The sequence below is a fragment of the Arthrobacter sp. MP_M4 genome, assembly GCF_035984855.1.
In the GTDB taxonomy this organism is placed as follows: Bacteria; Actinomycetota; Actinomycetes; order Actinomycetales; family Micrococcaceae; genus Arthrobacter.
The window spans coordinates 12536-37079 of sequence record NZ_JAXCHX010000018.1; the positions used below are offsets into that span (position 1 = coordinate 12536).

The 24544-nt window shown below is 64.0% G+C and carries 22 protein-coding genes and 2 pseudogenes; 6 read left to right on the forward strand and 18 right to left on the reverse strand.

Features of this window, described 5'->3' with window-relative positions; genetic code table 11:
• The 8 genes from RCH15_RS13155 to RCH15_RS13190 all read right to left on the reverse strand — a co-directional run bounded on the left by RCH15_RS13155 (position 1) and on the right by RCH15_RS13190 (position 7690).
• On the reverse strand, positions 1-984 hold the full coding sequence (locus tag RCH15_RS13155; RefSeq protein ID WP_326961115.1) for an NAD(P)-dependent oxidoreductase: 984 nt from the start codon (positions 982-984) through the stop codon (positions 1-3).
• Positions 985-1010: 26 nt separating this feature from the next.
• Positions 1011-2531 carry an aldehyde dehydrogenase gene (locus RCH15_RS13160; protein WP_326961116.1) on the reverse strand — a complete coding sequence of 507 codons (1521 nt, stop codon included), beginning with the start codon at positions 2529-2531 and terminating at the stop codon, positions 1011-1013.
• A 10-nt stretch (positions 2532-2541) separates the two neighbouring features.
• On the reverse strand, positions 2542-3645 hold the full coding sequence (locus RCH15_RS13165; protein ID WP_326961117.1) for a mandelate racemase/muconate lactonizing enzyme family protein: 1104 nt from the start codon (positions 3643-3645) through the stop codon (positions 2542-2544).
• A 5-nt stretch (positions 3646-3650) separates the two neighbouring features.
• Entirely contained in the window at positions 3651-4208 is a 558-nt protein-coding gene (gene fae, locus RCH15_RS13170) for a formaldehyde-activating enzyme (RefSeq protein WP_326961118.1), read from the reverse strand.
• Positions 4209-4210: 2 nt separating this feature from the next.
• Entirely contained in the window at positions 4211-5146 is a 936-nt protein-coding gene (locus tag RCH15_RS13175) for a glycine betaine ABC transporter substrate-binding protein (protein WP_326961119.1), read from the reverse strand.
• A gap of 81 nt (positions 5147-5227) precedes the next feature.
• The gene (locus RCH15_RS13180; protein ID WP_326961120.1) at positions 5228-6013 is read right to left on the reverse strand and encodes an ABC transporter permease; all 786 of its coding nucleotides are present in this window, start codon (positions 6011-6013) and stop codon (positions 5228-5230) included.
• Entirely contained in the window at positions 6010-7032 is a 1023-nt protein-coding gene (locus RCH15_RS13185; protein WP_326961121.1) for an ABC transporter ATP-binding protein, read from the reverse strand. The genes RCH15_RS13180 and RCH15_RS13185 overlap by 4 nt, the downstream gene beginning before the upstream one ends.
• Positions 7025-7690, reverse strand: coding sequence for an ABC transporter permease (locus tag RCH15_RS13190; RefSeq protein WP_409017513.1), 666 nt, complete (start codon positions 7688-7690; stop codon positions 7025-7027). Before RCH15_RS13190 ends, RCH15_RS13185 begins: the two co-directional genes overlap by 8 nt.
• Positions 7691-7829: 139 nt before the next feature.
• On the opposite strand from RCH15_RS13190, the gene RCH15_RS13195 reads away from it, so the two are divergent.
• Entirely contained in the window at positions 7830-8738 is a 909-nt protein-coding gene (locus tag RCH15_RS13195; RefSeq protein ID WP_326961122.1) for an IclR family transcriptional regulator, read from the forward strand.
• Between the two features lie 1491 nt (positions 8739-10229).
• On the opposite strand, the gene RCH15_RS13200 is transcribed toward RCH15_RS13195, so the two are convergent.
• From RCH15_RS13200 to RCH15_RS13210, 3 genes are all read right to left on the reverse strand, one after another.
• Positions 10230-10667 carry a DUF2871 domain-containing protein gene (locus tag RCH15_RS13200; RefSeq protein WP_326961123.1) on the reverse strand — a complete coding sequence of 146 codons (438 nt, stop codon included), beginning with the start codon at positions 10665-10667 and terminating at the stop codon, positions 10230-10232.
• A gap of 89 nt (positions 10668-10756) precedes the next feature.
• The gene (locus RCH15_RS13205) at positions 10757-11458 is read right to left on the reverse strand and encodes an ABC transporter ATP-binding protein (RefSeq protein ID WP_326961124.1); all 702 of its coding nucleotides are present in this window, start codon (positions 11456-11458) and stop codon (positions 10757-10759) included.
• Between the two features lie 79 nt (positions 11459-11537).
• The gene (locus tag RCH15_RS13210; protein ID WP_326961125.1) at positions 11538-12671 is read right to left on the reverse strand and encodes an ABC transporter permease; all 1134 of its coding nucleotides are present in this window, start codon (positions 12669-12671) and stop codon (positions 11538-11540) included.
• 235 nt (positions 12672-12906) lie between these two features.
• Here RCH15_RS13210 and RCH15_RS19105 point away from each other — a divergent pair.
• Positions 12907-14170 (forward strand): annotated as a pseudogene (locus RCH15_RS19105) (sensor histidine kinase).
• Positions 14167-14806 (forward strand): annotated as a pseudogene (locus tag RCH15_RS13230) (response regulator); the annotation flags it as partial. The pseudogenes RCH15_RS19105 and RCH15_RS13230, both read left to right, overlap by 4 nt.
• Before the next feature lie 740 nt (positions 14807-15546).
• On the opposite strand, the gene RCH15_RS13235 reads toward RCH15_RS13230, so the two are convergent.
• Positions 15547-16470, reverse strand: coding sequence for an acetamidase/formamidase family protein (locus RCH15_RS13235; protein WP_326961129.1), 924 nt, complete (start codon positions 16468-16470; stop codon positions 15547-15549).
• A gap of 331 nt (positions 16471-16801) precedes the next feature.
• Positions 16802-17056, reverse strand: a complete 255-nt coding sequence (locus tag RCH15_RS13240; protein ID WP_326961130.1) for a hypothetical protein — start codon at positions 17054-17056, stop codon at positions 16802-16804.
• Positions 17057-17569: 513 nt separating this feature from the next.
• Here RCH15_RS13240 and RCH15_RS13245 point away from each other — a divergent pair.
• Entirely contained in the window at positions 17570-18229 is a 660-nt protein-coding gene (locus RCH15_RS13245) for a cyclodeaminase/cyclohydrolase family protein (protein ID WP_326961131.1), read from the forward strand.
• A 56-nt stretch (positions 18230-18285) separates the two neighbouring features.
• Here the strand turns inward: RCH15_RS13245 and RCH15_RS13250 are convergent, their stop codons facing one another.
• Positions 18286-18870 (reverse strand): 5-formyltetrahydrofolate cyclo-ligase, encoded by a 585-nt coding sequence (locus RCH15_RS13250; RefSeq protein ID WP_326961132.1) that lies wholly within the window; start codon positions 18868-18870, stop codon positions 18286-18288.
• Positions 18871-19393: 523 nt separating this feature from the next.
• On the opposite strand from RCH15_RS13250, the gene RCH15_RS13255 reads away from it, so the two are divergent.
• A complete protein-coding gene (locus tag RCH15_RS13255; RefSeq protein WP_326961133.1) occupies positions 19394-19909 on the forward strand; it encodes a DinB family protein in 516 nt (171 codons plus the stop codon).
• Positions 19910-20062: 153 nt separating this feature from the next.
• On the opposite strand, the gene RCH15_RS13260 is transcribed toward RCH15_RS13255, so the two are convergent.
• Together RCH15_RS13260 and RCH15_RS13265 are read right to left on the reverse strand one after the other, a co-directional pair.
• On the reverse strand, positions 20063-20566 hold the full coding sequence (locus RCH15_RS13260; RefSeq protein WP_326961134.1) for a hypothetical protein: 504 nt from the start codon (positions 20564-20566) through the stop codon (positions 20063-20065).
• On the reverse strand, positions 20544-20750 hold the full coding sequence (locus tag RCH15_RS13265) for a hypothetical protein (RefSeq protein WP_326961135.1): 207 nt from the start codon (positions 20748-20750) through the stop codon (positions 20544-20546). Before RCH15_RS13265 ends, RCH15_RS13260 begins: the two co-directional genes overlap by 23 nt.
• Before the next feature lie 245 nt (positions 20751-20995).
• Between RCH15_RS13265 and RCH15_RS13270 the strand changes: the two genes are divergently transcribed.
• Entirely contained in the window at positions 20996-21139 is a 144-nt protein-coding gene (locus RCH15_RS13270) for a hypothetical protein (RefSeq protein WP_326961136.1), read from the forward strand.
• Positions 21140-21250: 111 nt separating this feature from the next.
• Here RCH15_RS13270 and RCH15_RS13275 read toward each other — a convergent pair whose 3' ends face one another.
• Positions 21251-22801, reverse strand: a complete 1551-nt coding sequence (locus RCH15_RS13275; protein WP_326961171.1) for an APC family permease — start codon at positions 22799-22801, stop codon at positions 21251-21253.
• 157 nt (positions 22802-22958) lie between these two features.
• Entirely contained in the window at positions 22959-24518 is a 1560-nt protein-coding gene (locus RCH15_RS13280; RefSeq protein ID WP_326961137.1) for an aldehyde dehydrogenase family protein, read from the reverse strand.
• Positions 24519-24544 lie beyond the last annotated feature (26 nt).

Below are 24544 nucleotides of genomic sequence, written 5' to 3' on the forward strand. Positions count from 1 at the left end.
TCAGGCTCCTTCTGCTGCGGTGTCCGGGGCTGCCGTGCGCAGCCTGACGCCGATGGCGTCTTCGTAGAGTTTCACGGGGGTCATTTCCCCGGCTTTGTCGCCGTAGAGGGCTTTGGCCCGGCGGTAGAGCTGCTCGACCAGGGAGGAGAGCTCCACGGGGACGCCAACTGAGCGCGCCAGGTCCACGGAGAGGCCCAGGTCCTTGCAGGCCAAGGCAATAGCGAAGCCTTCGTCGTAGTCGCCGTGGTTGAGGATGGAGAGGACGTCGTTCTCGACAAAATTGGAATTGGCCGGGCTGGCGATCAGGGCTTTTCGCAGGACCTCCAGGTCCACTCCTGCCTTGACTCCGGTGCTGAGGACTTCTGCGGTGGCGACAAGGTGGGAGAACCAGAGCTGGTTGATCATGAGCTTCACGGCGTACCCGGCGCCGTGGCCGCCCACGTGCAGGATCCGGTCGGGATCGCCCATTGCCTCGAACATCGGGCGGAGGCGTTCGACGTCGGCCGCTTCGCCGCCGATGAAGATCTGCAACATGCCGTTGGCGGCGCCGACGGACATCCCGCTGACGGGTGCGTCGAGGACGCGGATGCCGCGGACGGCGCCAGCCTCGCGGACGCGGTGGGCGACCTCGGGGACGGACGTAGACATGTCCACCCAGGTGCCTCCTTCGGCCAGCCCGTCCAGGATGCCGCCCGGGGCCATCGCAACAGTCTCTACGTGTTTGGGGGTGGGGAGCATGGTGATCACGACGTCGGAGCCCGCGGCGACGGCCGCCGGGCTGTCAGCCCATTCGGCGCCGCTGGCGAGCAGTTCGGCGGCGGATTCGCGGCGGACGTCGTTGATCACCAGTTGAAAACCGGCGGCTTGGAGATTGCGGGTCATGCCCGAGCCCATGTTGCCCAGACCAATGAAGCCGATTCTGGCGAGGCCAGGCAACAGGGGTGTGTTTATGGACGGTGCGGGGGTGTGTGTTGGTGCGGTCATTGGTTCATGTCTCGTTTCCAAGGAAGTCAGTCCTCGTCCAGGGGTGCGTCGCCCAGGTTGATCCAGGTGGTTTTGAGTGCGGAGTAGGAGTCCAGGGCGTGCAGGGAGCGGTCCCTGCCGAAGCCGGATTGCTTGAAGCCGCCGAAGGGGGTGACGATGTCTGCGACGTCGAAGGTGTTGACCCAGACTGTCCCGGCGCGCAGTTCCCGGGCCGCGGTGTGCGCGGTGGTGATGTTCTGTGTCCAGACGCTCGCGGCGAGTCCGTACTTGGTTTCGTTGGCCATTCGTATGCCGGCGGCGGCCCCACGGAAGGTGCTGACAGCGAGGACGGGGCCGAAGATTTCCTCCTGGCCGATACGTCCGGCGTTGTTGACCCGGTCCAGAACAGTAGGTTCCAGGTAGTAGCCGTTTTCCAGGCCGGCCGGGCGGATCCGGCTGCCGCCGGTAGCTACGCTGATGCCTTCGGATTCTGCGATCTGGTAGTAGCCGAGGATGCTGCTGAGCTGCTGATCATCAATGATCGCGCCGATCTGTGTGGCGGGATCCAGGGGATCCCCGAGCTGCAGCGAGCGGCCGACCTTAATCACTCGTTCGAGCAGTTCGTCGTGCACGCGTTCGTCCACCAGCAGGCGGGAACCGCCATGGCAGGTCTGGCCGGCGTTGTAGAAGATTCCCCACGCGACCGCGGAGGCGCACGCGTCGAGGTCGCCCACGTCATGCAACACCACCTGCGGTGATTTCCCGCCCAGCTCCAACGCGACCTGCTTGCCGTTGGATTCGGAAGCGTAGCGTTGGAAATACCGGCCCACTTCGGGGGATCCGGTGAAGGTGATTTTGTCCACCAGCGGGTGCCTGCCCAGTGCTGCGCCGGCAATGTGACCCAGCCCGGGCACCACGTTGAAGACGCCGTTTGGTATGCCGGCCTCGGAAGCGAGCTCGGCCAGGCGAAGGGCGCTGAGGCTGGTCTGCTCGGCGGGTTTGAGGACTACTGAATTCCCGGCCGCCAGAGCCGGAGCTACCTTCCATGCGGAGATAATCAGCGGATAGTTCCACGGCACCACGGCGCCGATCACACCGAGTGGTTCCCGCGAGATGATGGCGAGGGCATTGCGCGCGGTGGGTGCGACGTCGTCATAGATTTTGTCGAGAGCTTCGGCATACCAGCGGAACGTTCGGGCGCAGCTGGGCACGTCGACGGCGAGGGCGTCGCCGATAGGGTGGCCGCTGTCCGTGGATTCCAGCAGCGCCAGCTCCTCCGCGTGCTCGAGGATGAGATCTGAGAGTCGGGTCAGTACCTGCTGCCGGTGGCGGCGGTCAGTCCTGGACCAGGTTCCCGCTTCGAAGGCCCGGTGCGCGGCTTGGACCGCGGCATCCACGTCCTCGCTCCCGGCCGCGGCTACCTGCGCCGTGACGGAGGCATCCCGTGGCGAGACTGCAGGAAAGGTGCCACCGTCCCGGGCGTTCCGGAAACCGCCGTCGATGAAGAGTCCCGTGGGCGGGTGCTGGGCTGCCGCCCGCTTGATCCAGTCAGTTTTTGTTGCTGTCATGGCGTGTTCCTTAGACCGAGTACTTTTTGACGGCGTCGTAGTCGATGATGGCTCCCAGCCCGGGGAGATCGGGGACCCGGAGGGCGCCATCGCTGTCGATGTCCAGCGGCTCCATGAAGAAGTCACGCCGTTCCGGGGTCCAGCCCGGCGGATCGTAAGGAAATTCCAGGTACGGGCCAGCATCCACGCCCGCGGCGACGTGCAGATTTGCCAGCAAACCAAGGCCATTGCTCCAGGTGTGGGGGGTAAAGAAGCGGTGCTTGAGGTTCGCGGTTTCGGCGACCTGACGGGCCCGGTACATTCCGACAGCCAGAGCGACATCCGGTTGGTAGATGTCGTAGGCGTCGGCCTCGATCAGTGCCATCATCTCGGCCATGCTCCGGACCATTTCACCGCCCGAGACCTGAATCCCGGTCTGTTCGCGGACGCGTTGGGCGCCTTTGATATCCACCTGCGGAAGGGGCTCTTCCAGCCAGCGGACATCGAGTTCGGCCAACCGGGCAGCCAGCCTGTGCACCTTGGAGAGCTCCAGGGCCGGCTCAATGTCCCCGCTCATACGCCACATTTGGTTCAGGTCCACCATGAGGTCAAAGTCCGCGCCGACGGCTTCGCGGGCAGCGCGGACAGACTCCACCCCTTCGTCGATCCGGTCACGGGAGATGCGGATCTTCATGGCCTTGAAGCCGCGGTCCTTGGCCTCCAGAGCCGACTCGGCACGGGCTGCCGGGGCTTTCAGTTCGCCGGAGGAGGCGTAGGCCACCAACCGGTCTCGCGCACCGCCGAAAAGCGTGGCCACCGGCAGGCCGGCCACTTTACCGATGATGTCCCAGAGTGCCGCTTCCAGCGGCCAGTACCGGCCGCCATGGAAGTTAATGGTCTCGAGACGGCGGACCTGATTCAGGATTGCCAGCGGATCGGTACCGATGAACAGGTGCTCATAGGCCTCGAAGCCGTCCATGGTGTCCCCTGAACCCACTCCCGTGATGCCTTCATCGGTGTCCACCTCCACCAAGGTGGCGGGGAAAGCCGTTCGCGGTTCAGGATCCCACGCGGCGTTGAAAGGAGGGTCCAGGGGCAGAACCATGCGTGTCAGCCGGATAGCGGTGATTTTCATAGGAATCAGCCTTGGGGGGTGAAGAAGGGATTGGACGGAGAATGCCGGGCCTCGATGACGGCGGCAGTGTCCGGGAGCTGCCGGGCGCCGTTTGTCAGCGCGGTACTGACCGACTCACGGTTGTTGCGGTAGACTGCTTCCTCGTCGTCGGCGTCCGGGTTGACCCAGACGGCAGCGATGACCACGTGGGAATCGGCCTGTTCCTCGGTCACGGTGCCGCTGGCTAGGGCATCGGCGACGCCCGCAGCGATGCCTGCCTGCGCGGCGCCCCAGATCAGGTTCCCGTGCCGGTCACTGGCCGGAGCTGCTTTGGTGACAAAGAGGGTGAGAGGCTTGACCGGCAACGAGGGCCGGAGCACGGTGACGAACGGAACGTGTCCGGCGCTCGGTGTGGCAAGAGCTGTGGCCCAGGCGGTTCCCGCGGGCCCCTCCCGGTGGCCCAGGACGGTGTTCACGTGGGCTGCGTTGACGCCGGCACCGATATACGATTCGCCGATCTGGACCGCTTGCTGCCCCAGGTTCGGGGATGAGGAGGTGGAAGGTTCTGTCTGTTGCGCGGTCATGCCTAGATCAGTCCTTCCGAGGTGAGCCAGTCCTTGGCGATCTGTTCCGGATCATCGCCGTCCACGTCGGCCTTGGCGTTGAGCTGCTGCATGACCTCGGTGGTCAGTTTTGGAGAGACCTTGGACATGATGTCCGCGATGGCCGGGTACTTCGCGAGCATGTCCGCTTTGATGGTCAGCGCGCCCTGATAGATGGGGAAGAAATTCTTGTCATCTTTCATGACCTGAAGCTTCAGGGAAGAGATGCGGCCGTCCGTTTCGAAGACCTCGCCGAAGTTGCAGTCCTGGCCCTTCTGTGTGGCCGTGTAGATGACGCCGGTGTCCAGCATGGCGACCTTGGCATCGGGGCTCAGGCCGTATTCCTTCTTCAGGCCGGGCCAGCCGTCATCGCGGGTGGAGAATTCGCTTTCCATGCAGAAGGTCTGTTCCGACGCCGGGAGTTTTGCGATGTCTGAGAGGGACGTGACGTTGAGTTCTTTGGCTTTGTCCTCACGGATGGCAAAGGCGTACGTGTTGTTCAACGGTGCCGGGTCCAGCCAGGCGATGCCCTTCTTGGCGTCGACGGTCTTCACGGCGTCGAACATTTCCTTCTTGTCCTTCAGAGGAGTGGTCTCTTTGTTATAGGTAATCCAGGACGTTCCGGTGTACTCCCAGTAGCCGGCGAACTGTCCGGATTCGAAGGCGGTGCGGACGTTGGCAGATCCCACCACCTTGGTGTTGGTGGTGGTCTGTGCTCCATGCGCGTTCAGCAGCTGGCTGGTGATGTGCGACAGGATGAACTGCTCGGAGAAGTCCTTGGCACCGATAACACCGGTGAGTCCGTCGAGCTCCTTGCCTTTAGCATCGCTAGTGGCAGACGTGGCACCCCCGCCGCAGGCGGTGAGGCTCAAGACGGCGGCGACGCCGGTGGCGAGGAGGGCGAGAACGGGTTTTTTCACGATGTGTCCTTTGCTGGGGGCATCAGAGCCGGAGGGGCCTGGCCGCGTTGAACTGTTATGGGCGGGTAGGGGAGGAAGTGGCTACATGCCTTTGGGTTTGAGGAGATCTTCGGCCAGTCCGGCGAGCCAGTCGATGCTCAGGGCGATGCAGGAGACCACGACGGCGCCGGTTATCAGGACGGGCCAGCGTTGCAGCTTGAGTCCGTTGACGATCATGTCGCCCAGGCCTCCGGCATTGATGAACGTGGCAACGGTCGCCACCCCGACGCAGAACACCAGGGCGGTGCGAAGCCCGGCAACGATGACCGGAATAGCCAGCGGAAGCTCGACCCGGGTGAGGACTTGGAGGGGGCGCATGCCCATTCCGCGGGCAGCTTCGGTGAGGCTGGAGTCCACCTGTTCCAGGCCCACGAGTGTGTTCCGCAGGACCGGCAGGACGGAGTAGGCGACCAATCCCACCAATGCCACTTCAAAACCGGGTTGCCAGATGATCGCCAGAAGAATCACCAGGCCGATTGCTGGTGTGGATTGACCCACGTTGGCGATGCCGAAGACAACGGCATGCACGGATTTGGAGTGGACCCGACTGAGGGCGATGCCGGCGGGAATGGCGATGGCGGCCACAATCGCGGAGGCCACCACGGTGAGGCGGAGATGTTCGAACGTTCGGTCCTGAAGGTAGGTCCAGTTCAGGGTGCGCAGCTCGATCGAGTCCAACTGCAGCGAGGAGATCCACGCGTACAGCGTCAGCAGGGCAAGCACAATGACAATCGGAGTGCCGAACCGCTTGACGGAGAAATACTTTCCACGCCGGTTGGAGGCGGTTCCGAAAGCTGTGGACAGGTCCCGGGTGGCCTGGGCTGTCATGGCCGGACTCCCCCGGCCAGGGCAGCGGGAACGATTTCGGCGCCGAGTACGGCGGAGATCCTTTCGATGTCGATGGATCCAACCACCCGGCGTTGTTCATTGAGCACGGCCACCGGGGACCCGCCAGAGAGAACGAGGGAGTCGAGGGCGTCGCGGAGCGAATCGTTGACGCTGACCTCAATGGCTCCCCGGACGGCGACGTTGGACCCCAGCGTCGCCTGATGCACCGGGATGAGGCCCAGACGCTTGAGCGCCGCCCCGTGGCCCACGAACTGGGAGACGTAGTCGTTGGCGGGGTTGGCCAGGATGTTTGCAGGGGTATCGAATTGCTCGATCTGGGAGCGCTCGGACAGCACGGCGATACGATCTCCGAGCCTTACTGCTTCGTCGAAGTCATGGGTCACGAACACGATGGTCTTGCTCATTTTTTCCTGTAGACGCAGGAATTCGCTCTGCAGTTTCTCGCGTGTGATGGGGTCCGTGGCACCGAAAGGCTCATCCATGAGCATCACGGGAGGATCCGCGGCAAGGGCTCGCGCCACCCCGACGCGCTGCTGCTGTCCGCCGGAGAGCTGCCGCGGGTACCGGGATGCGTACGTCTTGGGATCCAGCTCAACAACGGACAGCAATTCTTCGACCCGTGACTGGATCTTACGTTTGTCCCAGCCAAGAAGCCGGGGAACCACGGAAATGTTCTCGGCGATTGTCATGTGCGGGAACAATCCGATCTGCTGGATCACATAGCCGATCCGCCGGCGGAGTTCATTGGGGTTCAGGGACAGGATGTCTTCCCCGTCGATGGTGATGGACCCGGACGTGGGCTCGATGATGCGGTTAATCATCTTCATGGTCGTGGTTTTTCCACAGCCTGAGGGGCCTACAAACATGATCAGTTCGCCGGGGGCGATATCCATGGAAAATGAGTCGACCGCGGGGGCTGCCTGGCCGTGATAGGTCTTGGTGACGTCCCGTAGGACGATTCGGGCGCCGGCAGCCGGGTGGGAGAGTGAATCAGGCACGAAGTCCCCTTGAGGTAGTGAGTCGCCGGATGAGCACGAATGCCCCATCCAGCAGGAGGGCAAGCACAATCACGCCGACGGTGCCGACGATCGCGAAGTTGAGGGCGTTCTTGGAGCCGAGACTCGAAAGGCCCTTGAAGATCATTTCGCCCAGCCCAGGGCCGCCCACGTATGCCGCGATAGCGGCGATTCCCATCGAGAGCTGGGCGGAGACGCGCACACCGGTGAGGACGACAGGCCAGGCCATGGGCAACTGGACACGGAACAAGGTCCTGACCCTTCCCATACCCATGCCCAGCGCAGATTCGGAAACGGCGGGCGGGACTTCCCGCAGGCCCACCACGGTATTCCGGATGATGGGGAGCAGCGCGTAGAAAGCCAGGCCCACGATCGTGGGGGTCCATCCGAGCCCCAGCACGGGGATCAGCAGGGCCAGCAATGCCATGGACGGAATGGTCAGTCCCACTCCTGCGCCGGCGATGACGGCCGACCGGCCAATGGGCCTGTCCCAAACAAGCAGGCCGACGCCGACGCCGACGACGGTGGCGATCAGCAGGGATACCAGCACAACCACCAGGTGCTCCGTAGCGGATGCGGCAATGTCCGCCGATCTCTTGGTAAGGAACGTCCCCAAGTCCGTGAAAAACGAGTCGTTCAACGTGATCCTCCTTTTCACTTCGTCGGGTCAAGGATCTTGCCCACTTCGACGTGAGCCATGCCACAACCCTAGAGGCGAAGTTCCCCTCCGCGCAATACGAGTTGTTGATATGTCAACCGCCCCTTGTTAGGGTCATAGAGTGACCTACACCCCCCAAAGCCCACGCGACGGATCCAGCCGGCCCGCTCGGCGCAACTCCTCCGGACTGCGCCGAGACCTAGAACTGCTGGAGATCCTCGGCTCGCCGGAAGCCGTCGCGGCCTCCGGGCTCGGCGTCAGCAAAGTGGCCGAGACTGCGGGCCGGGACAAAGCACAGGTATCGCGCACCCTGGCCACCCTCGCGGAAGCCGGACTGGTCAGCCGCGACCCGGACACCCTGCTGTACAGCCTCGGCTACGGACTTTACGCTTTGGCGGCCAGGACAGCCGAAGCCCGTATGGTCAGCGTCTCAGCCCCATATCTGAAGCGGGTTTCGGCCGCCACTCATGAAACCACCCACCTATGCGTGCTGCGGGGCGGCACGGTGCTGACATTGAAGAGCGAAATGTCCAACCACACCTACCGGGCCCTTGGATGGGAAGGGGTCAGTGTGGACGCCTGGGGGACATCCTCCGGCCGGGTCCTGATAAGTGATTGGGACACCGCAGCCCTCCGGGACTGGTACGACGTTCACGCGTCCAGGAACCCAGAAGAACGAGGCCCCGGAAGCCAAGGCCTCTCCCCTTTGGCCCTGGAGTCCGGACAGGTCACCCCCAACGAGCACGCGCCCTTTAAGATCGAGACGTTCGAGGAGCTCTGCGCCGAAATGACCCAGATTCGTCGGCGAGGTTACGCAGTGGTGGATGAGGAATTCGAACTCGGTGTCGTGGGCGTGTCCGCTCCCGTATACGACTTCAAGCAACGGATAATCGCGGCCTTCAATGTCAGTGCCCCCAAACAGCGATTCGGCCGGCATCTTGAGCAGGCAGGAGTCCTCGCCGCTAGGGTCGCCATGGAGTTCTCCACCAGCCTGGGGGCACCAAAAGAACTGACACGAACCCGCCGATAGCTTGCGAGGAGATCGAACGGACGGAGGATCCGACCGGCGAATAGCACCCGGGGTCCGCGTTCATAGAGCGCTTCGGTGGTCCTGCTGGGCAGGGCGTTGTCGAGGTCGCGTGCGCCGACGCCCCCTAATTGCTGGGCCCTGGCTGTCCGCGATCCTCGGCCTCGGCTTCGTGGCTGCCGGCCCGATAGTTGAGAACCTTCGCGGACCCGCTGATCGTCGCGCGTCGTAAGAAGCTCATCCATATCTTGGGCAAAGCAATGGACCGCGACGCATCTGCCACTCAGCCGGACCCGTCAACGAGACGCTCAGAGTCATGCATCATTTTGGGAATAACTCCGTGAACAGTCATGACTCGAAGATATAAACCGTCCAAAGCAGCGGCGCCTGCGCGGCCGGCGCTAGATCATGTAGTTCCCGGCCCTCCCCTCCATGAACAGATAACGAGCGAAACCGCTACACAGATACAAAAGGAGGTTACGCCCCAACAAAAGAGGGCCCCCGAAGGGGCCCATCAGTGCACAGTTTGTGCACAGTAAGTGGCCCACAAGCCCCTCAGCCGGGAAAGCACGTGCCCGAGGTGGGACTCGAACCGGTTCCAGCCCTTGCATATCCGCCACTCCCTCGAAAATCTCCGCACACCGGCCCAGTCCGGCACCAGTACGACCCGATCCGAAGCCTTTAGTGTAGACACGGTCCACACCTTCTTTTTGTCCCCTTCGCGGGCCACCGGCCAGCCGAGATGATCGCGGCGGGGCCGTCCCATCTCCCGTGAGTTTCCGGTCCGCTGTACACCACACGCTCCGGGAAGCTCCATCGAAGCTCGACCGGCGGCACGGAGCGAGCACCGCCACGGAGGGGCAACCCGCGTGCTGGCAAATCGATGAGCGTCATGGCGGCTTGGTCCTCCTTCCCGAACAAATCATGTACCAACGAGCGGGAAGGGCGCCGCGACCATGGCCGTAAGGTTTTCCACCGGAAAGTACCGGTCTTGAACAGCTCCAGGTCCGGTATCACGGACCGTCCAATCCGGGCGCGGTGCCGTTCCCAGAGGACAAAGAGCGTAAGAAACCCTGCCCCGGTGAGGAGGGACACGGGGGCAGCCGAAATGGGCGCGGTGACGGGCCAGGTCATCCCGAGCACGGTTAAGGACGCTGCGGGCGTCCACCAGCCATGCGAGCTTCCTTCGATCAGACCGAAGGCCAGGAGCACCCCAGATTCCAAAAGCGGTGGCACGGCCTTTACCCCGGAATGGGCGTTGACTGTGAACAGGGTGGTGAGCAGCACCAGCGCCCCTCCGATTCCCTGGATGACACGGGCGCTGATGACCGGGGTGACTTCCTGCGCCGCTGCCGCCAGCAGGCTACTAGAACGAAGACGAGCACCCCGGCGATGAAGAGCCGCCGCCGGCCGATGCGGTCCCCGAGCCTTCCCGCTGTTGGCAGGAGGGCCGCGAAAACTACGGAGTGTCTTAGGTTCCGGGTCAGAGTCGGGTCAGTTGGCGGTGGTGAGTTCGGCCTCGGACGTGGCCTTGCCGGAGACGCGCTTGCCGAGGGTGATGAAGAGGAGGACCAGGCCGGCGGTAAGGCCGATGTGGCCCAGCCCGGAGATGCCGGCGATCGCAGCGGACGGGGTGGCGCCCTGAACGGTGAGGACTCCGCTGAGGACCATCATCGCCGTGGTGAGTACCAGGCCGGCGTTGTAGGTCCAGAAGAACGCGTTGGACATGCGCACGGCGGAGAGGTCGTAAGTTTTGTCCAGTGCCAGGACGGTGAGGAAGAAGAGCATGCCTAGTGCCAGAAGGTGTGTGTGGACCACGGAAAGCTGGCTGTCGCCGGTGAAGTCGTTGGCTTTGGTGAATTCGCGGTATAAGAGCCCTGAAACCAGTCCGGCGATCATGTAGGTGAGGGCGGCGTAATAGAGCTTTTTCATAGTGGTGGTCCTTGACTTGATGGGGGTGGCGGGCGGGTTCCCGCGCTGGTGCCGGGGAGGGGTGTGATTTTGCGGACACGCGGTGGAGGTTAGGCGTTGGTGAGTACGGGGGCAGTGAGCTTCCCGTCGCGCATGGTGGCGACGGAGTCGGTCAGCGGGACGAATTCTGTGTCGTGGGTCACCATGACGGTGGCGACCTTGAAGTCGTCGGTGACGCGGCGCAGGAGCCGGACGATGGAATCGCTGCGTTCGTGGTCCAGGGCCGCGGTGGGCTCGTCCACGAGCAGGACCTTGGGATCACCCATCAGGGCCCGGGCGATGTTGACCCGTTGGCGCTGACCGCCGGAGAGCTGGTGGGGACGTTTGTCCGCGCTGGAGGCGAGTCCGACGACGTCGAGCAGTTCTGCGGCTCTGGCGCGGGCGGCTTTGACGGACTTCCCGCGCAGGTGGTCGCCGATGATGAGTTGTTCGGCGGCGGTCAGGGACGCGAGCAGGTTGGGCTGTTGGAAGATGACGCCGATTTTCTCGCGCCGGAGTGCAGTGAGGTCTTTGTCGCCGAGCCCGGTGGCGTTCGTGCCGTCGATCAGTACCAGGCCGTGGGTGGGGCGGACGAGGGTGGCTGCGGCGGCCAGGAGGCTGGATTTGCCGGATCCCGATGGTCCGACGAGGGAGATCATTTGCCCGGCCTGGACCGTGAGGTTCACGGTGTCCAGGGCTGTGATGGTTCCGTCGCCGTCCGGGTATTCGAGCGTGACGTTGACCAGGTTGAGAGGGCTGGGGGTGGAGGACATGGTGGGACTTCCTTGGATGATGTGCTCGGGGAGGATTCTGCAGGTGCTGCGGACGGGACGGGCCGGCCGGCGGGAGGGCTTAGTTGCCGCCGAGGGCGATGAGGGCATCGACTTTGGTGACGCGGCGGACGGCAAGTGCTGCGCCGGCCAGGCCAAGGGCGATGATCCCGAGGATGGGCAGAAGTGTGGTTGCGGGGGTGACCAGGAAAGGGGCTGCCTTGGCTGCGAAAAACCCGCCGAGGACACCGATCCCGCCGCCGATTCCGGCCCCGGCGAGCAGGACGATGGCTGCCTGGGTGATGGCGTCGCGCAGGACGTACCCGCCGGAGGCGCCCATGGCTTTGAGCACCGCGATGTCGCGGGTCCGCTGGACGGTCCAGACCGTCAGGAAGGCCACGATGACGAGGGCGGAGATGCCGTAGAGGAAGGCCTGCATCAGGGTCAGGGAGCCGTTCTCGCTCTTGTAGGAGCCCAGGGCCTGGAAGGATCCGGTGCGGGAAGCGCTGACGGTGTGGGCTGCGATGTTGGCGGCGGCTTCGTCCACGGTGGCACCGTCCTTGTACGTGATGGCGGCGACGGTTCCGACCTGTCCCGGGTCGGACAGGTGGGCGAGCTTGGACCAGGTGGGAAGGGCAGTCCAGACGACGCTGGTGTGGGAGTACCACTGGTCCTCGACGACGGCGCTGACAGTCAGTTCGGTGCCTCCGACGTTGGCCTTGTCCCCGGTGTCCAGGGAAAGGGCCTTGGCTACGGATGTTCCGATCACGACAGTGTCAGCGCTGACGCGGGCCGGTGCCAGCTGCCCCTCGGGTGCGACGCCGAACACGGCGACGTTGGTGGTGCCGGTACCGGCTCCGGTGCCCTCGGCCACGGCCTGGAAACGGGTTTGGCTGATGCCCAGGGCTTCGGCGTCCTGCACGCCGGCCCGGTTCTTCCAGCTCTCGAGCTGCGGGGCGGTGACTTCGCTTTCGGTGAAGGACGCCTTGGGCTCGTTGGTGCCGGGTGCACCGAACGCGATGCTGTCCACTACCCGGGTGGTGACTCCGCTGCCGTGGACCGCGCCCAATTTCTCGATGGCCGAGGTTGACTGGTCGCCCAGGCCGGCGGTGAGCCCTGAGAGCATGACCAGCAGCAGGGTGATCAGGGCGACGACGCCGCCCATCAGGGCGAACCGGCCCTTGGCAAAGAGGATATCGCGGATAGCAAGAAACACGTTTTCTCTTCTTTCAATGGGTGACGCGGGGCGGAAAAGCTCCTGTCTCCACCCTTCCGCGGGCAAGGGCGCGCGCCATCGTGCAGGTGGTTGATATGGGGCGGACGAATGGTTGATTCCCCTATCAACCTTTTGGTTGACCCGGCCCGGCCGGGGGCGCATAGGCTGATCCAATGCCCGCCACATACCCCTCCCCGCGCCGGACAGGGACTGTTTCTCAGGGCCGGGCAAGGGCCTGCCCGGCGGTCCCGATACAGCGCCCTCCGTTGCGATCCTGCGCGTACTGAGGGTGACACTGCACGTAGGCTTCGCCGCACTGCTCGCAGTAGCCCTCCTGCGGCTCCAGATATCCGGCGTGGCGGATTCCGTGCAGTATGCCCTGGCCGGGAAGGCGTTGGTACTGGCCGGTGTTCACCCCACCGGCACCATCCTGGAGAAGCGCTTCGCCGCCGCCGGAACGGGCTTCGATCCGCGACCCTACGGCGTCCTGTGGCTGGGAATCGTCACGGCTTTGTGGTTCCTCCTCCTGGCCGGAAGTAGGGACTTCGCGTGGTTAGCGTTTCCCCTCTTCTTCCTCCACCTGCACCTGCTGCGCTTACGGCGATCGCGTTGATGACGGCGGCGGTCATTGCCGCCCAATGGACCGCCAGCGGGCTCCCCGTTCCCCAGCCAGCGGTCGTCATTGGCCCGCTCTTCGGTGCGGCGTTTTCCATCGTGACCGGACTTGCCTACCGGGCGCTCTACCGGGAAGCCGATAACCAGCGCCGTGCCGCCGATGAACTCCGCCGGACCCGCGCGGAACTGGCCGCATCCCAACATGACGCCGGCGTCCTGGCCGAGCGCGAACGGCGGGCTCGGGAAATCCACGACACCCTCGCCCAGGGGTTCTCGAGCATCGTGCTGGTGGCCCGCGCGGTGGAAGAGTCGCTCGCGGACGGGGACACTGCTACCGCCGCTGCACTTTTTGCGCTGGTTCAGCAGACCGCGTCGGAGAACCTGGCAGAGGCCCGCAGTTTCGTGCGCGGACTCTCGTCCCCGCAGCTGCAGGGAGCTTCCCTGATCGAGAGTCTGCGCCGACTCTGCGAAAGCACCTAAACCAGCGCCGCTGCCCGCGGCCTGGGGTTGCGGTGCAGGTTCGAACCCGACGGTGACCCCGTGGAGCTGCCACAGCCATACCGGGTGACCCTGCTCCGGGCCGCCCAGGCCAGCCTCGCCAACGTCAGAGACCACGCCCGAGCCGGCAACGCCGTGGTCACGGTCGCATTTCTAGGCAGTGAAATCACGATGGACATCTATGATGACGGTGCCGGCTTTGAACCCGCCGGATTGGCGGCACGGACACAGGCCCGGACGGATGGGAGCGGTTACGGGATCCTCTCGCTGCAGCAACGGATAAGTGCACTCAACGGTTCACTTGACCTAGAGTCGGCCCCCGGGAGGGGACGGCAGTAGCCCTCCGCCTTCCCCTGGACGAGACTCCCAGTAGGGAAAAGCCATGAAGGATATCCGCATTCTGCTAGTCGATGACCATCCCGTCGCCAGGGCCGGGCTCAGGGCGATGCTCACCGCCTTTCGAAGGCATCTCGATAGCAGCCGAAGCAGCCGACGGGTAAGCAGCTCTCAAGGAACTGAAACGGCTGCAGGTTCTGGGTGACCGGGTTGACGTCGTGCTCATGGACCTGCAAATGGGCGCCGGAATGGACGGAGTCACAGCCACATCGCGCATCAAACTGCTCAAGGAACCTCCGCCGGTCCTGATCCTGACCACCTACGACACGGACGCCGACATCCTGGCCGCGGTGGAAGCAGGGGCCAGCGGCTACATGCTCAAGGACGCCCCTCCCGAACAAATCCACCAGGCAGTACTGGCCGCCGCCGCCGGTCAGACGGCACTGGCCCCAAGAGTCGCAGCCCTGCTCATGGGCCGAATCAATAACCCCGCGCCCAGCCTCACCCCGCGGGAAGTCCAACTACTCGAATTGCTCGCCACCGGGCTATCCAACCGCGCCACCGCCAAACAAATCTTCATCTCCGAGGCAACCGTGAAAACCCACCTGGGCCACATCTACAGCAAACTCGGCTTGAACAACCGCACCGCAGCCATCGCTGCCGCCACCCAGCGCCGCATCATCCGGCCCCGGGCCAACAGGCATGAGCAAGACCCGGATTTTTCCCTTTGGCCAGTACCCCAACAGGCGCTCCATCGCGCGCAAGCCGATCCACTTCCGGACGCTGCCAAACTCGCCGCGACGAATCCGCTGCAGTTTCGCTTCCACCGGATGGCTCTATCCGGGACCTCACTCACCCACCCGGAACCCCAGATCAGAGGCGAGGGTGTGGACGCTGTCCACACGAAGAAACTCGAAAGACCCTGACCTGTGGAAACACTGCGCCCGAGGTGGGACTCGAACCGGACTCCCGCCCCTGCAAACACTGTCCACACCCCAATTTTGCCTTTCCCAGCCGCGCCGCTACGAAATCAGCCGGAATCTTGCTGACCACGGGTTCCCATCAGCGCCATGAAAGGTCTCGGGAGCGCCGCCAAGGGGCGCTTCATGTTGTAGTTAGCCGCACGCCGTTCGGGATAAAACCGATGGGATAGGAGTGTGGCACGGTCCACTGATTGGACGGCATGCCGGTAAAGCCACCGCCCCGTGTACGGCCGTGGCCAGTAACGTCTCGCCCAATGCTGGTGCTCCGACCAGACAAAGAACCGGTTGGTTGACCCTGGTGAAGGCCGCAGTCGCGGAAGTTTGGCCGACGTCGCCTAATCACGACGGTCCTTCCGCCACTCCACACTCTTTTCTCGTATCGGTGGGTTCCTTGAATCAGCGCTCCGCCTCCAGCATGCGGTCGGCGACGGGCCTGAACGCGGTCACGCGAGCGCACCGTTTGGCAGCACGGCGTGCACGCCCCAAACCTGGTTGGCGACCTGGGTTATCCGCAGATCAACGACCGTGCCCGCTAGGGCGAGAGCCGTGGGCTTGTCGACCGAGTAGATCCTGGTCATCCAGATCACCATGGCATCCAGCGCATCACCCATCGCGAGGTTGAGGTCTTCGTTGAAACCGAAGGTGATTCTGCCTCCCGGCGTTTCTGCGTGAAGCGTCGCGAGCGGCCGATCCAGCGCGATTTCGACCTTCGCCTCGGTGCGCATGGGACACTCGATGGCTGTGCCGCCGACCTCACCGTCTCCCTGGGCCGCGTGACCGTCGCCAAGGTAGAGCAGCGCGTCAGGCACCGCGACAGGAATGTAGAGGGTAGAGCCCTCCACGAGCTCGCGGCAATCGATGTTGCCGGCGTTCGCAGCGCGCGGAGGCGTGGTCGAGTGCTCGCCCTCCTCCGCGGGAGCGAGTCCCATCACTCCGAGGAACGGCGCGAGTGAACGACGGAAGCCGCGGCTTTCCGTGGCCGTTCCGAGCTCGGAGTCGAGGTCCCACAGCAGCCACGACGGCGCGTCCGCGCCGATGTTGAGCCGCTTCGTGATCGGGGAATCACGGGCACCGGCGACAGTCCAGCCCCAGTCCCCCGGGCGGAGATTGATGAGGTGCAGCGCGAGCATGTCGCCCGGCATCGCTCCGCGAATCGCGATGGGTCCGGTAAGGCAATGCCCACGCCGCTCAGCGAACATCCGCGGTTGCTGCTCCCCCGGAGTCGTCTGCCGGGAGAGGTAGCCCGACGCGTCCAGGGAATCCACAACTATCGTGTCCCCGGGATCGACGACGAGTACCGGGGAGTGGGCCCGCGAATACGCGTCGGCGGTGGTTTCGGGCGCGGCGTGGAGCTCGTGGATCGCCATTCGTTTCCTTCGTGAGTTGTTCGGTTGCCGTCAGTTCGACACGGATGCCGTGTTCGGCTAAAGCGTGGTTCGGCCCATTGTCGTGGTTTAGCGGTCCGGCCCTGGGCGTATTGTTCCCGGACGGGGCGGCCATCGTCATGGCACTAAGTCCCGCAACGGCTGCCGGCACCGGGACTCCGGCGAGCGCCTGCTTCGTCCGGCAGGCGCTGGGATTGAACCCATTCACTGCGGACACGTTCTGTCTCGTCCTCGGAGGCGTGCGTGCTGGTCAAGGAGTCCAGCAAACCCCGGGGCAGTCCCCGCATTCGTAGCCGGCGGTGTCCATTCGTGGTCAGCAGTCTCCCCCGCTGTTGCAGTCTCCCCCGCTATTGCAGTTCCCACCGCTGTTGTTGACATCGATGGTGAGGTTGCGGCCGTCAGGTGTCTGATCCCCCAGTATCACTGCCTGAGCGATGAGAACCAGGAACGGCACCACAATGATGTCTACCTGCATCCACACCCACAAACCCATCATCGCGGGCACCAGTATGGACGCCACGTAGATGCCTGCGGAAAAAATCCAGAAGACCTTCGTGCGCAAACGCACCGGCGCAGGCTTAACTGCCTTGCCCAATCGCAACGGCTTACGCCTCACAGCCGTGCGTAAACGCGCCGGCTCACGCTTCAGGGCTTTGGTAGATGCCTCTCGGGCTGACGAGCGACGTTGAGACGTAGACGGCTTGGGCATGCCCGATCCTAACCCACACCTCTTAACCGAAAGGTCTGCCACGAGTGACGCGGTGTCGCAGCTCTTCACGGGATCCCAAGGGACCCCGGACGAGGCAACCGCTTGGTCTAGAGGAGGTATCGGTGAATCGGAGCGCGGGAGACGCCGAGCAACTTGCCGGGGTCCGGGCCCCAGCGTCATCCCAAAGAAATTCATGAGGGAAACCGTGGGTAGTCTCAGACGGCGCCGGCCGCGGTGCCTTTCGGGCATGGTCAACATCCTTGCACGAGCACCGGCTCGCTAGCTCAAGGAGTCAACAAAACCGCGGTCAGTCCCTCCTGCTGGCGAGGCAGTGAGGTGACGGCACACGCACTTTCACGGCAGACTTAGATCATGACTGATTCTGAGGCAGTGACAACCCAGCGTTCGACGGTTGAGGAGTGGACGCTGGCGTTGGCGGAATCCGTGGGTTCCCCCGGTGGTGGCGCCGGGGCCGGGTTGATGCTTGCCATAGCCGCGTCACTGACGTCGATGGTGGCCGGATACACCGACGCCGATGAGCACCAACGCGCTGAACTCGAGAATGTTCGTACCCGGGCGCGTTCGTTGCGGAAAGCTGCTCTCCACCTGGCCGATGACGACTCCTCCGCATCCAAAGCCTTCGGTGCCGCCTTCCGGCTCGAACCCGGGCCCGAACGCGAGGAGGCGATACATAAAGCTTCTGTCCAAGCCGCAAAATCCTCCGCCCTGCTCGGCGGACGCGCCATCGATGCCGTCGCGGACCTGGAATGGCTTGCGGCCCACGGCAACCCTGCGCTTATCGCCGACGTGGGCGTCGCCTTCGGGGCCCTAAGAGCAGCGCTGACGGGAGCGCGCACCAACGTCAGTTACGATCTGTCCAGTCTGACCTCGGCGGGCGCCACACTCGAACAAATCCGCCACGAGCACCCGAACTTGTGGGCGATGGTCAAGCACCTCAACACCGCCCTGGACCGGATCGACAAGCTGACGGCCGGGATAGACCACCGGGCAGCCCCTACCGAGGCCCTCTGACCGGGCCCCACACCACCAGCCGGACATATCATGCCACGGCCCGGCAGCGTTGCTGATTAGAACACTCTGGTCCCGCTGGGCATGATCACTCCGTCGACGGGCCGGTCGTGGCTCTCGCGTGGCACCGCATCAAGGAACTCCTCGTCATAAATGACCGCGAACACTGCGGGAGGCTCCTCCAGAGAAGCCAGTGCCCGGTCAAAATACCCGCGGCCCCATCCCATCCGCATTCCCGAACGGTCAACCGCCGCGGCAGGAACAAGCAGCAAATCGACGCTTTGAAACACACTGGCGGGCACCACCTCACCGACCATCTCCGAGATGCCGTACAACCCAGCCTGCTCAGGTCCACCTGTCGCCGGCACCCAGTCCAGTAGCCCGTCCCGCCTGCTCACCGGAACGAGGACGTCCACGCCGTTCGCCGCGGCCCACCCCAGGAACGGCCGAGTGTTCGGTTCATCTCCGCCGGAGAGGTAGCAGCCCACCAAAGCAGGGGCCCGGTGAAGAACCAAGGCAATCAGCTGCTCCGTCAGACCAGCCGCTGCCGACCCCTGCTCCCCCACCGACCGGGTCCGGCGTCGGAGACGAACCTCCGTGCGCAATCTGGCCTTTGCATCCCTTACTGAAACATCCGACGTCATGGTCTGACAGTAGTTCAACCGGCGCCGGCTGCGGTGCCCCAGCTGTTGTCGCATGCCGGGGCCGGGTGCCGGTGCGTTTCACGTGCCGCACCGGCACCCGCCACCGGCGATGTGTAAGCACTGCGGATTACTCGCTGCTTGGCCATCGCCTCCTCCAACGCCGGCTTGGTCGCCCAAGCCCGTCTGGATACCATCGGCGTCCTGGCCGCCGGCGGGACCCTTTCCATGGCGTCCGCAATCGCGCTTTCCAAGAAGTGGGGGCAGCCCGCAGCCCTGAGAAGGCCTAAGTCCTCAGCAGTCGCCTCGCGGATGATCGTTGCCTCAGTGCCCATGGTGGAGAGGATATCCCCGAAGCCCATGGCCGGACGCCGGTCTGCCCTTCCACGATCCAGCCATCCCGATTCCTTGGCATCGTCTGCACGAAACATCCAAACTCATCTGTACGGCCCACTGCGTGTCCGTATGACGAACGGCGTACCGGACGTATTGCCCACCAGCAGTGAAGTCGTGTAAGACTTCCTCCATGGAACGAGCCGATCCGCAGTCACGTGGAGATGAAAGCTCGAATCTTCAGCAGTTTCTGGATTATCAGCGAGCGACACTCCTCCTCAAGACCCGGGACCTGGGACGCGCTGATCTGAACCGTCGACTGCCAACCTCGACGTTGACTCTTGGGGGGCTGCTCAAGCATCTGGCTCTCGTTGAAGACGACTGGATCCAGGTTAAGTTCCTGGGCAAGGATGAAAAGGAACTTGAGCCTTGGGGCAGTGCTCCGTGGGATGAAGACCGGGACTGGGAATTTCACAGCGCCGCCAATGATGACCCGCAGGAGTTGCGGGATTTATACAGGGATGCTTGTGCGCGAAGTCGCACTGCATTGCTCACCTGCTCCCTCGATGATTTGTCCGTGGGTGTTGACCGGGACGGAAGCCAGTGGAACCTGCGATGGGTTCTTACGCACATTCTGGAAGAAACCGCCCGGCACAACGGTCATGCTGATCTCCTGCGCGAAGCAATCGATGGAAGTGTAGGCGAGTAACCGGTCGTTCCACGCCTGCTCACATGTCTTTGCGCAGCGGCGAGCCAGACCATCGTCCTTGAGCCGATCCTTCACCGGATACCTCAGTTGGGTGCCGCCGGCGCCGCTGGCGAGGGCGGCAGGTTCTGGAAGCTACGGCCGCTTCCGGGTTGTCTAACTTGTCGGCCGCAGCGAGGTGATCATCCTCCTGATATCCCGGTACTCGGGAGTGTCCGCGTACCTCTTCGCCTTCTCCAGATACGGCAGGGTTGCTTCTCCAGGCGTCACGTTGTTTGCGGGATCGTAGAACGCCCCGAACATGGCTGAGTTGGGCGGCCAGAGGAAGAAGTGGAACATGTAGCACGCAGAATCCCCCGCTGGCACCGGGCCGGTCACGATGCCGTAGGCAGCCCCCGGCGTATCTGCTGGCCCGGGATCCTCGGCGTTGCCGCGGGTCTCGAACACGTACCGGGGCGCCGCACCGTTCTGTGTCAGCGCCGTCATCTCCTGCGAGTCCAGGATGGAGTACGGGTACCGCTGCGTGCAGGTGGAACCCGTGGCCATGTTGGTCCGCAAGGTAGCCAATGGCTTCCCGGCCTGGTTCTTAACCTCAGCGAATGCGCCACCACCTTCTGCCAGCTCACCGGCGGGATCCTCAACGGTCCATGCGGCGGGCAAGTCGAACGTCAGCTGGCTGTCCGCCGTCGTGTACTGAGTCCAGGCCGCCGACGCCGTGGGGGCGCCAGCAGCGCTCGGTGACCCACCCCAGGAGGGCCCTTGGCTCGGAGTTGCGGGTGTCGTGGTTGAGGCGGCGGGTCCGCTCGCAGTGTCCGACGCCGGCGGCGTTGCCTGCTGACCGCATCCGGAAAGCGACAAGGCGAGTAGAATGGCCGCGGAAACCATAGCGCTGGATGATCTTGATCTGCTCATGTGACCCCCCGGTGCCGACAATGGTCCCTTAAGTGTCGCGCACTCCGGAGCTGCCAGCGTCGTCCCTCTGCAAACTGCACTCAGTCCAACTTGCCGGGAGCGCCTTACCGCGGCCCAGCGCCGGATCGTCGGACTAAATAATGGAGCCTTTCTCGCAGCTCTCGAGCCCGATGCCACGTGGTCTTGCTACTCCAAAAAAGCTCCAATCCCTGGGCCGGGATCGATGCGCAGCACACCGCCGACATCGAAGCCCTCAGCACCGGGCTTGAGGCGGCGATCACGTCCTTTGGTCTCGCCCGGGAACTCCTGATCAGCATCTAGGATCCATTCAGCACATGGGTGCGGCCACCGCGTTTGCTCTTTTCGAAACGTCCTTTGGTGGGTCGTTTCGAGCATCACGCGGTGGCCGCCTCACGTCCGGGAGCCGGGCCGTTACATCACGCTCATGGGCACTTCCGATTTCGTCTCGTCGGAGCCCAGCGACCGGGGTGCTGTGGTTGCGGCTGCGTGCCCGGCGAGGACACCCGTCTGGTGCCGAAGCTTCAGTCGGTACATCAGGACGCCTGTGAGGGTGACGGCAGCGACGAAGAGAACCCCGCCCCACTGCAGGTACCACTCGAAGGGCGGCACGGAGTTGTAGATTTCCGGGCGTGGCCAGATGAGGTTAAGTGTCATGGCGCCGCCCCACAGGACCGCGAGGATGTTCACCGGCAGTCCCCATTTGCCCAGGCTGAAGCCGGGCTCGGTGCCGTCATCGGGCAGCGGCCACTTTTTGGCCAGGCGGTTCCGAAGCATGGGCACGGTTACCAGCAGGTAGGAGAGGTAGATCAGGACAATGCTGATGCTGGAGAGGATGGTGAAAATGGCGGGTTGGGAGACGTTCACGATCAGCGGGATGATCGCGATGATTCCGATCACGATGGCGGCGACCGTGGGGGTCTTCCGGACGGGGTGTACCTTGCCCAGGTGGCGGCTGAACGGAAGGTTGTTGTCCCGGGCCATCGCAAACATCATGCGGATGGCGGCGGCGTGGACGGCCAGCGTACAGACCATGACGGCCACCACGATGCACAGCAGGAAGGCTTTGCCGAAGGGGCCGCCCAGCACGGAGAGCACTATGTATTGCAGGCCGCCGTCAGCATGGCCCAGCTTGGGATCATTTAGGTCCGGCGCCGCGAGGAGTCCGGTGAGCAGGATCAGTCCGCCCAGCACGAAGGACGCGGTGATCGCCCGCAGGATGGCCCTGGGTGCTGTGCGTTTCGGGTCCTTCGTCTCTTCGCCGAGGGAGCTGGCGGTATCAAAGCCGTACATCACGTAGCCCGATGCCATGGCGCCGATGATGAAAACTCCGAAGAAGCCCAAGGGGTGGTCCGCCCCAAACCCGGTGGTTTCGAAGAGGACACCGGGTCCGCGGACCATATGCCATGCAAGGGCGAGGATAAGCAACACCGCGGCAACAAGTTCAACCAGGACGCCTACGCTGTTGATCTTCGTCATGAGTTTCACGCCGAAGGCGTTGATGAGGGTGGAGATGCTGATCATGATGCTCGCGAGCAACACCCCGTTGAGGGCGAAGTCGTAGGTTCCTGTGCCGTCACCAATGATCTGGAACCCGGACCAGATCTGGGGCAGGGTGAGCTGGAGGGCCAGTGCCACGGCGCCCAGGGCCATAATTGAGGAAATTAGCAGCAGCCACCCGGCCAGCCAGGCGAAAGTGCTGGAGGAGAGCCTTTTGGCCCAGTTGTAGACCGAACCGGCCACAGGGTACCGCCCCGCCAGTTCGGCGAAGCATAAGGCCACCATCAGCTGCCCGGCGAAGACAATCGGCCAGGACCAGGCGTAGGCCGGGCCGGCCATCGCGAAACCGAAATAGAAAAGTTGAAAAACGCCCGTAAGGATGGAGATGTAGCTGACACCGGCCGCGAAGCTGGCGAACTTGCCGATGCTTCGGTCCAGGGTCTGGGCATAACCGAATTGGTCCATGCCGCTTGAATCAGTACTCTTGCTGGGTTCTGTCAATGGAACTCCTAAGTCAGAAAAGCACGATGGTGGTGATTTGCGGCCGCTTTGGACGCAGATGAAACCAAGTGACCGGGCGCCGCGCCGTTGTGGCGCCAGGCTGTTGCCCCAATGCTGTCGCCTAGTTGGCTGTGCCCTCCCCCGTTTCCTTAGGAGCCGGAGCCGCGCCGAACCAGCCGCTGGGTGCGGGCTGGATGTTCTGCCAGATGTGCTTTGCCTCGCGGTACTCGTTGAGGCCCGCCCGGCCGAGTTCACGGCCGATCCCGGACTTCCCGAAGCCGCCCCACTCGGCCTGAGGTACGTACGGGTGGTAGTCGTTGATCCACACGGTTCCGTGCCGGAGGGCGCCAGCGACGCGCTGCGCTTTAGAGGCGTCCGATGTCCATACCGCGCCGGCCAGGCCGTACTCTGTATCGTTCGCGATTGCGATGGCTTGATCCTCGGTCCGGAACGTCTCGATGGTCAGCACCGGGCCAAATGACTCCTCGCGCAGTACGCTCATGCCGGAGCGGCAGTTGCCGAGGACGGTGGGCGGGTAGAAGTAACCGTCGGCGAGCGGTCCCTCAGCAGGGATGTAGCCGCCACACAGTAGCTCGGCGCCCTCCGCAATGCCGGCCTGTACGTAGGCGTGGACCTGGTCCCGGTGCTTGGCGGAAATGAGCGGCCCGGTCTCGGCGTCGGGATCGAACGGCCCGCCCATCCGGATCTTTTTCGCCCGTTCCACGATCTCGGCCACAAAGCGGTCTGCAATCGACTCCTCGACGACTAGCCGTGCCCCTGCCGAGCAGACCTGCCCGGAGTGCAGGAAAACGGCAGTCAGGGCGTTGTCGACGGCGGCGTCCCAGTCGGCGTCCGCGAAGACGACGTTCGGGTTCTTCCCGCCGAGTTCGAAGGCGACGTTCTTCACTGTCGCCGCGGCCGCGGCCATGATCGTCTGGCCTGTGGCCAGGCTTCCGGTCAGGGAGACGAGGTCGACGCGCGGATCGGAGCTGAGTGTGCCGCCCACCGTCGAGCCGGGTCCGGTGACGAGATTGGCGACGCCGGCAGGGACGCCTGCCTCTTCGAGGGTTTCCATGAGCAGGATCGAAGTGGACGGTGTGAGCTCGCTGGGCTTCAGCACGAACGAGTTTCCTGCGACGAGTGCCGGCGCCACCTTCCATGCGGCCTGGAGGAGCGGGTAGTTCCACGGTGCGATGAGGGCACAGACACCGAGCGGCTCGTAGACCACGCGGCTGATGGCGTTGGGCCGGCCCGTGTCGATCACCCGGCCGGCGTCGAGGCCTGCGATCTTTCCGTAGTAGCGGAAGCAGGCTGCAATGTCGTCTATGTCGTACTCGGCTTCGACGAGGCGTTTGCCGGTGTCGAGCGCCTCCGCCTGGGCGTAGGCTGCCTTGTCCCGCTCAAGCAGGTCGGCCACGCGAAGCAGCACGCTACCCCGCTCGATATCTGTGAGCCTGCGCCACGGGCCGCCATCGAACGTTGCCCGTGCACTGGCGATAGCCCGCTCGGCATCCTCGACGGTGGACGACGCGACAACTGCCACTTCGTGCCCGTCTGCCGGGCAGCGCACGGATGTGGTGCCGCCGTCGGACGCCTGCTGCCAGGCTCCGCCGATGTAGAGGCCCTTGATGGGATCCCGTGATTTCCCGGCCTGATGGATTTGCTCAGCTGTGGCAGTCATCGTCTCTCCTTCTGGTGTGTGCATCC